We start from the raw sequence: 13211 nt of genomic DNA on the forward strand, positions 1-13211 counted from the left end.
TATAAAAATAAAGACGCTGCTTTCTTAAATAAAGAATGTCAGGACTTTGAGTATAAAAATGTGATCCTGATCACTCCCTAATGCGAGACGTCACGCCCTTTAGCCGCTAATCGCTGATTCTGTGCATCAGCGCCCAACGTGTTGTGCATATGCTCAAAATATTATTGATGATAGCCGTTATAATTGAGCGTTATTACAATGTGCAGACAGCGGGTGATGATTATACTGAATCACGATTTCATTGCGTCTGGTTAATTACCTGATATTGCCTGCTATCGATAAATAATCAGGGAATACTCCTTCTAAAAATTATAAATATAACTATCGATGTGCCTGAGGAAATAAACATGATACTGGATACCACTGTAGAATCGAAAAAGGGTGTACCCACCCGATATTTAATTCTGCTGATTATTTTTATCGTCACGGCCATTAACTATGCTGACCGTGCAACGCTGTCGATTGCCGGTACCGAGGTGGCGAAAGAGCTGCAGTTAAGCGCCGTATCTATGGGGTATATCTTCTCCGCGTTCGGCTGGGCTTACCTGCTGATGCAGATCCCCGGCGGCTGGCTGCTCGATAAGTTCGGCTCTAAAAAGGTTTACACCTACAGCCTGTTCTTCTGGTCGCTGTTCACCTTCCTGCAGGGCTTTGTGGACGTCTTCCCGCTGGCCTGGGCGGGCGTATCAATGTTCATCATGCGCTTTATGCTCGGCTTCTCGGAAGCGCCGTCATTCCCGGCGAACGCCCGTATCGTGGCGGCCTGGTTCCCGACCAAAGAGCGCGGCACCGCGTCTGCGTTATTTAACGCGGCGCAGTATTTCTCGCTGGCAATCTTCTCGCCGCTGCTGGGCTGGCTGACCTTCGCCTGGGGCTGGGAACATGTCTTCACCGTCATGGGCGTGATTGGTTTCGTGCTGACCGGCGTATGGGTGAAGTACATCCATAACCCGACCGACCATCCGCGGATGTCCGAGCAGGAGCTGACGTTCATCACCGAAGGTGGCGCCGTGGTCGATATGGATCACAAAAAGCCGGGCGTACAGGCTGCGAGCGGCCCGAAACTCCACTACATCAAACAGTTATTGACCAACCGCATGATGCTGGGCGTCTTTTTTGGTCAATACTTTATCAACACTATCACCTGGTTCTTCCTCACCTGGTTCCCGATTTATCTGGTGCAGGAAAAAGGGATGTCGATTCTGAAGGTGGGCCTGGTGGCATCCATTCCCGCGCTGTGCGGCTTTGCCGGTGGCGTGCTGGGCGGGGTGTTCTCGGATTACCTGATTAAGCAGGGCAAGTCGATAACGCTGGCGCGTAAGCTGCCGATTGTGCTGGGCATGCTGCTGGCGTCGTCCATTATTCTCTGTAACTACACCAACAACACCACGCTGGTGGTTGCCCTGATGGCGCTGGCCTTCTTCGGCAAAGGCTTTGGTGCGCTGGGATGGCCGGTCATTTCCGACACCGCGCCAAAAGAGATTGTTGGCCTGTGCGGCGGCGTGTTTAACGTCTTTGGTAACGTGGCGTCTATCGCGACGCCGCTGGTAATTGGTTATCTGGTCAGTGAACTGCATTCGTTCAACGCGGCACTGGTATTCGTTGGCTGTTCAGCGTTGATGGCGATGTTCTGCTACCTGTTCGTGGTAGGCGACATTAAACGTATGGAATTGCAGAAATAAGCAAAGGTATAAGCGATGAGTAACGATATCTTCCCGAATAAATTTAAGGCAGCCCTCGCGGCGAACCAGATCCAGATTGGCTGCTGGTCTGCCCTGGCAAACCCCATCAGCACCGAAGTGCTGGGCCTGGCCGGATTCGACTGGCTGGTGCTGGACGGCGAACATGCGCCTAACGATATCAGCACCTTTATCCCGCAGCTGATGACGCTGAAGGGCAGCCAGAGCGCGCCTGTGGTGCGTGTGCCGACGAACGAGCCGGTGATCGTCAAGCGCCTGCTGGATATCGGCTTCTACAACTTCCTGATCCCGTTCGTGGAGACCGAAGAAGAAGCGGTGCGGGCCGTGGCCTCTACACGCTATCCGCCAGAAGGCATTCGCGGCGTGTCCGTATCGCATCGCGCCAACATGTTTGGCACCGTGCCGGACTACTTCGCGCAGTCCAACAAGAACATCACCATTCTGGTGCAGATTGAAAGCCAGCAGGGCGTTGATAACGTCGATGCCATCGCCGCAACCGACGGCGTAGACGGCATTTTCGTTGGCCCAAGCGATCTGGCGGCTGCCTTCGGCCACCTGGGCAATGCGGGTCATCCGGACGTGCAGCGCGCCATCCAGCACATTTTCGCCCGCGCCAAAGCGCACGGCAAACCGTGCGGCATTCTGGCCCCGGTTGAAGCGGATGCACGCCGCTACCTGGAGTGGGGCGCAACTTTTGTTGCCGTGGGCAGCGACCTCGGCGTATTCCGCTCCGCCACGCAGAAATTAGCAGACGCTTTTAAAAAATAACCATCATTGAGGAAAAAATTATGACGCTGAAAGTGGGTTTTATTGGCCTGGGTATCATGGGCAAACCAATGAGCAAAAACCTCATTAAAGCAGGTTACTCACTGGTGGTTTCCGACCGTAATCCAGAAGCTGTTGCAGAAGTCATTTCTGCCGGCGCAGAAGCGGCCTCCACGGCTAAAGCCATTGCCGAGCAGTGTGATGTGGTCATCACCATGCTGCCAAATTCCCCGCACGTAAAAGAAGTGGCGCTGGGCGAAAACGGCATTATCGATGGGGCAAAACCGGGCCTGGTGGTGATTGATATGAGTTCTATCGCCCCGCTGGCCAGCCGTGAAATCAGCGAGGCGCTGAAGGCGAAAGGCGTCGATATGCTCGATGCGCCGGTGAGCGGCGGCGAGCCGAAAGCCATCGACGGCACGCTGTCGGTGATGGTGGGCGGCGACAAGGCGATTTTCGACAAGTACTACGACCTGATGAAAGCCATGGCCGGTTCCGTGGTGCACACCGGTGAAATTGGCGCAGGCAACGTCACCAAGCTGGCGAACCAGGTGATTGTGGCGCTGAACATCGCGGCGATGTCTGAAGCGCTGACTCTGGCAACCAAAGCAGGCGTAAACCCGGATCTGGTTTATCAGGCGATCCGCGGCGGCCTGGCGGGCAGCACCGTGCTGGATGCCAAAGCGCCGATGGTGATGGATCGTAACTTTAAGCCCGGTTTCCGCATCGACCTGCACATTAAAGATCTGGCGAACGCGCTGGACACCTCCCACGGCGTGGGCGCGCAGCTGCCGCTGACCGCCGCCGTCATGGAGATGATGCAGGCGCTCCGTGCGGATGGTCTGGGTACTGCCGACCACAGCGCCATCGCGTGCTACTACGAAAAACTGGCGAAAGTGGAAGTCTCTCGCTAATAACGTCGTGCCCGGTGGCGCTGCGCTTACCGGGCCTACGGTCCAGGCCGAAAATGTGCAGTAACAGGCTACAACTATGAAAATCGTAATCGCTCCAGACTCTTATAAAGAAAGCCTCTCTGCCACCGAGGTAGCTCAGGCGATAGAAAAAGGATTTCGGGAAATTTTCCCCGATGCACTTTATGTTTCTGTGCCTGTCGCTGACGGTGGAGAAGGTACAGTCGAAGCGATGATTGCTGCCACCCAGGGCGCGGAACAGCACGCCGTTGTTACCGGGCCTATGGGGGAGAAAGTCAACGCCTGCTGGGGGATGTCCGGCGACGGCAGCACGGCGTTCATCGAGATGGCGGCCGCCAGCGGCCTGGCGCTTGTGCCTCACGCGCAGCGTAACCCACTCGTCACCACCTCACGCGGTACCGGGGAGCTTATCCTCAGCGCGCTGGATAAGGGCGCGCGCAATATTATTATCGGCATCGGCGGCAGCGCCACCAACGATGGCGGCGCCGGTATGATGCAGGCGCTGGGTGCGAAGCTTACGGACGCCAACGGCACGGAGATCGGCTACGGCGGCAGCAGCCTGATGGCGCTTAACGGTATTGATGTATCAGGGCTGGATGCGCGGCTTAAGGGCTGCGCAATCCGCGTGGCCTGCGACGTCACCAATCCGCTGGTGGGGGAGAAGGGGGCGTCACGCATCTTTGGTCCACAAAAAGGGGCGACCGAGGGGATGATCCTCGAACTGGACGCCAACCTTAGCCACTATGCGGACATGATCAAAAAATCCCTGCATATTGACGTTAAACACGTCCCGGGCGCAGGGGCCGCGGGCGGGATGGGAGCGGCCTTGATGGCTTTCCTCGGCGCGGAGCTCAAGAGCGGGATTGAGATTGTTACCCAGGCGCTCAATCTTGAAGAGCATATTCACGACTGCACCTGGGTGCTGACGGGCGAAGGGCGGATCGACAGCCAGAGCATTCACGGTAAAGTGCCCGTTGGCGTGGCAAACGTCGCCAAGAAATACCATAAGCCGGTGATCGGGATCGCCGGCAGCCTTACCCCGGACGTGGGCGTAGTCCACCAGTACGGTATCGACGCCGTGTTCAGCGTCCTGAGCAGTATCGGCTCGCTCGAAGAGGCATTCCGCGGCGCTTATGACAATATTTACCGCGCCTCGCGCAATATCGCCGCCACTTTGCAGGTGGGGATGCACACCCAAGGGTGACAGCGGGGCGCAAACCCTCTATACTTCGCGCCGAAGCTGACCAGACAGTCGCCGCTTCGTCGTCGTCCCCTTTCGGGGGGAGACGGGCGGAGGGGAGGAAAGTCCGGGCTCCATAGGGCAGGGTGCCAGGTAACGCCTGGGGGGGAAACCCACGACCAGTGCAACAGAGAGCAAACCGCCGATGGCCCGCGCAAGCGGGATCAGGTAAGGGTGAAAGGGTGCGGTAAGAGCGCACCGCGCGGCTGGTAACAGTCCGTGGCACGGTAAACTCCACCCGGAGCAAGGCCAAATAGGGGTTCACATGGTACGGCCCGTACTGAACCCGGGTAGGCTGCTTGAGCCAGTGAGCGATTGCTGGCCTAGATGAATGACTGTCCAACGACAGAACCCGGCTTATCGGTCAGCTTCAACTTCTTACAGAACCCCGCTTCGGCGGGGTTTTTGCTTTCTGTACTCCCGACAATGTTTACAAATGATACCAATTCTCAATTTTGCGACGTGAAGCACATTTCACTGCTTAACGGATTAATGAATACATTCATCCTCCGTTGGCGATCGAAATCACAAAATTTAACGCTAAAAAATGTGAATTTTACAGCGTTGTGGATTTGTTATGGTTGTTATTGAACTGGATGTTATTTTTTTCTTATTTGATATGCATATATTGAAATTCAAAACATTTACCCTGTGAATGTGTGACCTGCCCCACTTTTTCCGTTACTGCAGCAAAATCATTATTACCATATTTGATAAAGCACAAAAATGTTTTAAACAAATAATGACTGTTTATTAACCTTTAATTGTCTGAAAGATAGTCTTTATTGCTATTTATTAATTGAAAAAATTCACGAAGGTTATTGGCATAAAATAAAGTTATTACTGCCCATTTTGTTGATCAATATCAGCGTAATGACGTGTTTTTATTAAATTAATTTATTGATTTATAATGATTTTATTATCTTTTTGAACCCTAAAGGGAAAAGGTGAAGAGACAAATTGTGAGTAACAGCACATACCCCCTTAAACACTATTAGGTAGAATTCGCTCCGTCATAGGGAAATAAGCGCAGAATATTATGAACACTATTATTCTACCGAAAACACAGCACCTCGTGGTATTTCAGGAAGTCATTAAAAGTGGCTCCATAGGTTCTGCTGCCAGACAGCTGGGTTTGACGCAGCCGGCGGTCAGTAAAATTATCAGCGACATCGAATCCTACTTCGGCGTGGAAGTGATGGTTCGCAAGAACACTGGCGTAAAACTGACTGCGGCAGGCCAGGTTCTGCTGTCCTATTCTGAGTCGATCACCCGTGAGATGAAGAACATGGTGAGCGAGATTAACAGCCTCAGTTTTAGCACCGTCATGGACGTCTCCTTTGGCTATCCGTCGCTGATTGGCTTCACCTTCCTGTCTGAGATGATCAAAAAATTCAAGGAAGTGTTCCCGAAAGCGCGCGTCTCGATGTATGAAGCACAGCTCTCTTCGTTCCTGCCCGCCATTCGCGACGGGCGCCTTGATTTTGCCATCGGCACGCTGAGCGACGAAATGCTGCTGCAGGATCTTCACGTCGAGCCGCTGTTTGAATCCGAGTTTGTGCTGGTTGCCAGCAAATCACGAACGTGCACCGGCCCGACGACACTGGCATCGCTCACGCATGAACAGTGGGTGATGCCGCAAACCGATATGGGCTACTACAAAGAACTTCTGACCACCCTGCAAGACAACCACATCAGCATTGAAAACATCGTCCAGACCGATTCCGTCGTCACCATTTATAACCTTGTCCTCAATGCCGATTATCTGACGGTTATTCCCCGCGACATGATTGCGCCGTTCGGCTCCGACCAGTTTATTGTTCTGCCGGTTGAAGATGAATTACCCGTGGCGCGTTATGCCGCCGTGTGGTCAAAGAATTACAGCATTAAAAAATCAGCGTCAGTCCTGGTTGAGCTGGCGAAGCAATATTCGTCGATGAATATCGAAAGTCGACGATGAATTTTTAGATCCAATTTTAAAAACACCCAGAGCCTGGCATTCTAACGCTCTGATACCCTGACTTTGCCTGAAAACAATGAATTATTATAACGAGGATATTATGCACATTACCTACGATCTCCCTGTAACCATTGAAGATATTCAGGACGCCAGAAAACGACTGGCAGGAAAAATTTATAAAACCGGTATGCCGCGCTCAAATTATCTCAGCGAACGCTGTAAAGGTGAGATATTCCTTAAGTTTGAAAATATGCAGCGTACCGGTTCGTTCAAAATTCGCGGTGCGTTTAATAAGCTAAGCTCGCTGACCGATGCGGAAAAACGTAAAGGCGTTGTTGCCTGTTCGGCGGGAAACCACGCCCAAGGCGTGTCGCTCTCCTGCGCCATGCTGGGTATCGACGGTAAAGTGGTGATGCCGATGGGCGCGCCGAAATCCAAGGTTGCCGCCACGCGCGACTACTCGGCAGAAGTGGTGCTCCACGGCGAGAATTTTAACGACACCATCGCCAAAGTGAGCGAAATCGTCGAGATGGAAGGGCGTATTTTTATCCCACCGTACGATGACCCAAAAGTGATTGCCGGGCAGGGCACCATCGGCCTGGAAATCCTCGAGGATTTATACGACGTGGATAACGTCATTGTGCCTGTCGGCGGCGGCGGTTTAATTGCCGGTATTGCAACGGCCATTAAGTCCATCAACCCAACCATTAATATTATCGGCGTGCAGTCTGAAAACGTTCACGGTATGGCGGCGTCGTATCAGGCCGGAGAAATAACGAACCACCGCGTTACCGGCACATTAGCGGACGGTTGCGACGTTTCTCGCCCGGGTAATTTAACCTTCGAAATCGTTCGCGAATTAGTCGATGACATTGTGCTGGTCAGCGAAGACGATATTCGCAACAGCATGATTGCACTTATTCAGCGAAATAAAGTGGTTACGGAAGGCGCAGGCGCGCTCGCCTGCGCGGCGTTAATAAGCGGCAAGCTCGATAGCTATATTCAGGGCCGAAAAACCGTCTGCATTATTTCCGGGGGCAATATCGATCTCTCCCGTGTTTCCCAAATTACCGGCTTCGTTGACGCATAAAGGTGACCTATGAGCAACACAGAAAGCATTATCGTTGGCCAGACAAAAACGTCCACCTGGCGTAAGTCTGATACCACCTGGACGCTTGGCCTGTTTGGCACCGCCATTGGCGCGGGCGTGCTGTTCTTCCCCATTCGTGCAGGCTTCGGTGGCCTGATCCCCATCCTGCTGATGCTGGTTCTTGCCTTCCCGATCGCGTTCTACTGCCACCGCGCGCTGGCGCGCCTGTGTCTGTCAGGCAGTAACGTCTCGGGCAACATCACCGAAACGGTAGAAGAGCACTTCGGCAAAACCGGCGGGGTGGTGATCACCTTCCTCTACTTCTTTGCGATTTGCCCGCTGCTGTGGATTTACGGCGTCACCATTACCAACACCTTCATGACCTTCTGGGAAAACCAGCTTCAGCTGCCCGCGCTGAACCGCGGCTTTGTGGCGCTGTTCCTGCTGCTGCTGATGGTCTTTGTTATCTGGTTTGGTAAAGACCTGATGGTGAAGGTGATGAGCTTCCTGGTGTTCCCCTTTATCGCCAGCCTGGTGCTGATTTCCCTGTCGCTGATCCCGTACTGGAACTCTGCGGTTATCGACCAGGTTAACCTGAGCGATATCGCCTTCACCGGTCATGACGGCATTCTGGTCACTGTCTGGCTGGGGATCTCCATCATGGTCTTCTCCTTCAACTTCTCGCCTATCGTCTCGTCCTTCGTGGTGTCCAAGCGCGAAGAGTACGAACCTGAGTTCGGGAAAGAGTTTACCGAGCAGAAATGTTCCAAAATCATTGGCCGCGCCAGCCTGCTGATGGTGGCCGTGGTGATGTTCTTCGCCTTTAGCTGCCTGTTCACGCTCTCTCCGCAGAACATGGCGGATGCCAAAGCGCAGAACATTCCGGTGCTCTCTTATCTGGCAAACCACTTCGCGTCGATGTCGGGCAGCAAATCAACGTTCGCAACGGTGCTGGAATACGGCGCGTCCATCATCGCGCTGGTCGCTATCTTCAAATCCTTCTTCGGCCACTACCTCGGCACGCTGGAAGGGCTGAACGGTCTGGTCCTGAAATTCGGCTACAAGGGCGACAAGAAGAAAGTCTCCGTGGGCAAGCTGAACACCATCAGCATGGTCTTCATCATGGGCTCCACCTGGGTCGTGGCCTACGCCAACCCGAACATTCTGGACCTTATTGAAGCCATGGGCGCGCCAATCATCGCCTCTCTGCTGTGCCTGCTGCCGATGTATGCCATCCGCAAAGCGCCGGCGCTGGCGAAATACAAGGGCAGGCCGGAAAACATCTTCGTGACCGTTGTCGGCATGCTGACCATCCTGAATATCGTTTACAAACTGTTCTAACCCAAAGCTCAGGAAGAGCGGAGTCACACCATGATTGAGTTTCCGGTTGTACTGGTTATTAACTGCGGATCGTCCTCTGTTAAGTTTTCAGCGCTTGACGCAACGACCTGCGATGCCCTGATGACGGGCATTGCGGACGGCATCAACACTGAACAGGCCTTTATTGCCGTGAACGGGGGTGGGCCAGCCAGACTGGCTCACCAGGACTACGAAGGGGCGCTGGCAGCCATCGCCCTGGAGCTGGAAAAACGCAACCTGATGAGCAGCGTGGCCTTGATTGGCCACCGCATCGCTCACGGCGGCGAGCTTTTCAGCGAGTCGACCCTGATCACGGAGCAGGTCATTGCGCAGATCCGCGAAGTCTCCCCGCTGGCACCGCTGCACAACTACGCCAACCTGAGCGGCGTAGAGGCGGCAGAGAGGCTGTTCCCGAACGTTCAGCAGGTGGCCGTGTTTGATACCAGCTTTCACCAGACGCTGCCTCCTCAGGCCTATCTTTACGGGCTGCCGTATCGTTATTTCGAGGAGCTGGGCGTGCGTCGCTACGGCTTCCACGGCACCTCTCACCGCTACGTGGCGGCGCAGGCGCACGCGCTTCTCGGGCTCTCCCCCGATGACAGCGGCCTGGTGATTGCCCATCTCGGTAACGGGGCGTCCATCTGCGCGGTGCGCAACGGCGAAAGCGTCGATACCTCCATGGGGATGACGCCGCTGGAAGGGCTGGTGATGGGTACGCGCTGCGGCGACGTGGACTTCGGCGCGATGGCGTGGATTGCCCAGCAGACCGGCCAGTCGTTTGAGGATCTGGAACGCGTGGTCAATAAAGAGTCCGGGCTGCTGGGGATCTCCGGCATCTCCTCTGATTTACGCGCGCTGGAAAAGGCCTGGCACGAAGGTAATGAACGGGCCGCGCTTGCCATCCGCACCTTCGTCCACCGCATTGCGCGGCACATTGCGGGTCACGCCGCGTCGCTGCACCGCCTGGATGGCGTGGTCTTTACCGGCGGCATCGGTGAAAACTCAACGCTCATTCGCGGGCTGGTGGCGGAACGCCTGGAGGTGTTCGGTATCACCCTCGACGAGGCCAAAAATGCCCTGCCGGGCAGCGCGGGTGAGCGCGTGATCTCCACCGTTTCCTCCCGCGCGGCCTGCGCGGTGATCCCAACCAACGAAGAAAAAATGATCGCGCTGGACGCCCTCCGTCTTGGGAAGGTCACCCCGGCCGCGGCTTACGCCTGATTAAGCGAGAATCACATGAATGTAACGATCGATACGGGCGTCGCGCCCTACAGCGACGCATGGGCCGGGTTTCGCGGTGAAGAATGGAAAAACGCCGTCAACGTGCGCGATTTTATTCAGCATAACTACACCCCTTATGACGGCGATGAAGCTTTCCTCGCGCAGGCGACGCCAGCAACGACGGCGCTGTGGCAGAAGGTAATGGTCGGCATTCGCCAGGAGAACGCTACCCACGCGCCGGTGGATTTTGACACCAACATTGCCACCACCATTACCGCCCACGGGCCGGGCTATATCGACCAGGACCTGGAGACGATCGTCGGCCTGCAAACCGATAGGCCGCTCAAGCGCGCGCTGCACCCGTACGGCGGGATCAACATGATCCGCAGCTCCTTTGAAGCGTACGGTCGCGAGATGGATCCGCAGTTTGAATATCTGTTTACCGACCTGCGCAAAACCCACAACCAGGGCGTATTCGACGTCTACTCCCCGGACATGATGCGCTGCCGTAAGTCCGGCGTGCTCACCGGCCTGCCGGACGGCTACGGGCGCGGGCGCATCATCGGCGACTACCGCCGCGTGGCGCTGTACGGCATCCGCTATCTGGTGCGCGAGCGCGAGCTGCAGTTCGCCGATCTGCAGGGCAGGCTGGAGCGCGGTGAAGATCTCGAGGCCACGATCCGCCTGCGTGAAGAGCTGGCGGAGCACAGGCGCGCGCTGCTGCAGATCCAGCAGATGGCGGCGAACTACGGCTTTGATATTTCGCGCCCGGCGATGAACGCGCAGGAAGCGGTGCAGTGGGTCTATTTTGCCTACCTTGCCGCGGTGAAATCCCAGAACGGCGGGGCGATGTCGCTGGGGCGCACGGCCTCGTTCCTCGATATTTACATGGAACGCGACCTGCAGGCCGGACGTCTGAACGAGGTGCAGGCGCAGGAGCTGATCGACCACTTCATCATGAAGATCCGCATGGTGCGCTTCCTGCGCACGCCGGAGTTCGACACGCTCTTCTCCGGCGATCCGATCTGGGCGACGGAGGTGATCGGCGGCATGGGGCTGGACGGCCGCACGCTGGTCACCAAAAACAGCTTCCGCTATCTGCACACGCTGCACACCATGGGGCCTGCACCGGAGCCGAACCTGACGATCCTCTGGTCTGAACAGCTGCCGATCGCGTTCAAGAAATACGCCGCGCAGATGTCTATCGACACCTCATCCCTGCAGTATGAGAACGACGATCTGATGCGTGCCGACTTCAACAGCGATGACTACGCCATCGCCTGCTGCGTCAGCCCGATGGTGATCGGCAAGCAGATGCAGTTCTTCGGCGCGCGCGCCAACCTCGCCAAAACGCTGCTGTACGCGATCAACGGCGGGGTGGACGAGAAGCTGAAGATCCAGGTCGGGCCTAAAACCGAGCCGCTGCTGGACGACGTGCTGGATTACGACACCGTAATGGCGAGCCTGGATCACTTTATGGACTGGCTGGCGGTGCAGTACATCAGCGCGCTGAACCTCATTCACTACATGCATGATAAGTACAGCTACGAAGCCTCGCTGATGGCGCTGCACGATCGCGACGTGTATCGCACTATGGCCTGCGGCATAGCCGGTCTGTCGGTGGCGGCGGACTCCCTTGCGGCCATCAAATACGCCACGGTGAAGCCGGTGCGCGACCACACCGGCCTGGCGGTCGATTTTGTCATCGAAGGTGACTACCCGCAGTACGGCAACAACGACGACCGCGTGGACAGCATCGCCTGCGACCTGGTGGAGCGCTTTATGAAGAAAATTCAGGCGCTGCCAACCTACCGCAACGCGGTCCCGACCCAGTCGATCCTGACCATCACCTCTAACGTGGTTTACGGCCAGAAGACCGGGAACACGCCGGACGGACGCCGCGGCGGCACGCCGTTTGCCCCGGGTGCAAACCCGATGCACGGGCGCGACAGAAAGGGGGCCGTGGCCTCGTTAACCTCGGTCGCCAAGCTGCCGTTCACCTACGCCAAAGACGGGATCTCCTACACCTTCTCCATCGTGCCGCAGGCGCTGGGCAAGGATCAGATGGTGCGCAAAACCAACCTGGTGGGGCTGCTGGACGGGTACTTCCACCATGAAGCGGCCGTTGAGGGTGGGCAGCACCTGAACGTCAACGTTATGAACCGGGAGATGCTGCTGGATGCAATTGCCCATCCGGAGAATTATCCAAACCTGACCATCCGCGTTTCTGGCTATGCGGTGCGGTTTAACGCCCTGACGCACGAGCAGCAGCAGGACGTCATTTCGCGGACGTTCACCCAGGCACTATAGCGAAAGCCAGTCGCCGGGCCCCCTTCTGCTAAGGGGGCCTTTTTTTGCCCGCTAAACATACAAATTTGTTTATATAATTAATCACACATATTCATCCGCTCTTGAAAAACAATGCGCCTGTATTTCCCTGTAACAGCATGTAAGGACAGTAAGATGATGAAAATGACCCGTATTGCTTTGGTTGCTGCGTCACTGGCGGTGTGCAGTTTTACGGCACAGGCGGCCAATATTGAAGCAGCGCCATCGCCGTCGCAGGATCCGCTGGTGCAGCATCTGAAGCTCAGCAGCGATCAAGTAAAGAAAATCGAAGATTTGCACCAGAATCTGGAACAGAATGTCAGTAAGATCCCGATGACCGGGGTAAAGGACGGTGCGCTAATTGATATGTTCCAGGCCGGTAAATGGGACTAAAGCACGGTGAAAAGCCAGCTTGCTGCTTTTAGCAAAATTGAAGAGCAGACTCGTTATTACCGGGTGAAATATTACTTCGACGTCAGCCAGGTATTGACGCCGGAGCAGCGTAAGCAGATTAGAACCGATATGGCTAACGCATTGGCAGAGTGATCCTGGATTCAACTGTATAAAATGAAACCTCACAGAATCGCTTTAATTGGATTCTGTGAGAATAAATTTT

At 55.4% G+C, this 13211-nt stretch carries 9 protein-coding genes, 1 other RNA gene and 1 pseudogene; all 11 read left to right on the plus strand.

What is annotated here, in order from left to right; genetic code table 11:
• The first annotated feature begins 347 nt into the window (after positions 1-347).
• Positions 348-1682, plus strand: a complete 1335-nt coding sequence (locus tag D5067_RS02965; protein WP_119936878.1) for an MFS transporter — start codon at positions 348-350, stop codon at positions 1680-1682.
• Between the two features lie 15 nt (positions 1683-1697).
• Positions 1698-2468, plus strand: a complete 771-nt coding sequence (garL, locus tag D5067_RS02970) for a 2-dehydro-3-deoxyglucarate aldolase (RefSeq protein WP_119936879.1) — start codon at positions 1698-1700, stop codon at positions 2466-2468.
• Positions 2469-2488: 20 nt separating this feature from the next.
• The gene (gene garR, locus D5067_RS02975; RefSeq protein ID WP_119936880.1) at positions 2489-3379 is read left to right on the plus strand and encodes a 2-hydroxy-3-oxopropionate reductase; all 891 of its coding nucleotides are present in this window, start codon (positions 2489-2491) and stop codon (positions 3377-3379) included.
• A gap of 76 nt (positions 3380-3455) precedes the next feature.
• Entirely contained in the window at positions 3456-4601 is a 1146-nt protein-coding gene (gene garK, locus D5067_RS02980) for a glycerate 2-kinase (RefSeq protein WP_119936881.1), read from the plus strand.
• Positions 4602-4633: 32 nt separating this feature from the next.
• An RNA gene (gene rnpB, locus D5067_RS02985) (RNase P RNA component class A) lies at positions 4634-5013 on the plus strand.
• A gap of 663 nt (positions 5014-5676) precedes the next feature.
• A complete protein-coding gene (tdcA, locus tag D5067_RS02990) occupies positions 5677-6597 on the plus strand; it encodes a transcriptional regulator TdcA (RefSeq protein WP_119936882.1) in 921 nt (306 codons plus the stop codon).
• A gap of 100 nt (positions 6598-6697) precedes the next feature.
• Entirely contained in the window at positions 6698-7687 is a 990-nt protein-coding gene (gene tdcB / locus D5067_RS02995) for a bifunctional threonine ammonia-lyase/L-serine ammonia-lyase TdcB (RefSeq protein ID WP_119936968.1), read from the plus strand.
• Between the two features lie 9 nt (positions 7688-7696).
• Positions 7697-9028, plus strand: a complete 1332-nt coding sequence (gene tdcC, locus D5067_RS03000; RefSeq protein WP_119936883.1) for a threonine/serine transporter TdcC — start codon at positions 7697-7699, stop codon at positions 9026-9028.
• A 30-nt stretch (positions 9029-9058) separates the two neighbouring features.
• A complete protein-coding gene (tdcD, locus tag D5067_RS03005; RefSeq protein ID WP_119936884.1) occupies positions 9059-10267 on the plus strand; it encodes a propionate kinase in 1209 nt (402 codons plus the stop codon).
• A 15-nt stretch (positions 10268-10282) separates the two neighbouring features.
• Positions 10283-12577, plus strand: a complete 2295-nt coding sequence (gene pflB, locus D5067_RS03010) for a formate C-acetyltransferase (RefSeq protein WP_119936885.1) — start codon at positions 10283-10285, stop codon at positions 12575-12577.
• 153 nt (positions 12578-12730) lie between these two features.
• Positions 12731-13141 (plus strand): annotated as a pseudogene (locus tag D5067_RS03015) (Spy/CpxP family protein refolding chaperone).
• Positions 13142-13211 lie beyond the last annotated feature (70 nt).

This window comes from Enterobacter huaxiensis (assembly GCF_003594935.2).
Classification (GTDB): Bacteria; Pseudomonadota; Gammaproteobacteria; order Enterobacterales; family Enterobacteriaceae; genus Enterobacter; species Enterobacter huaxiensis.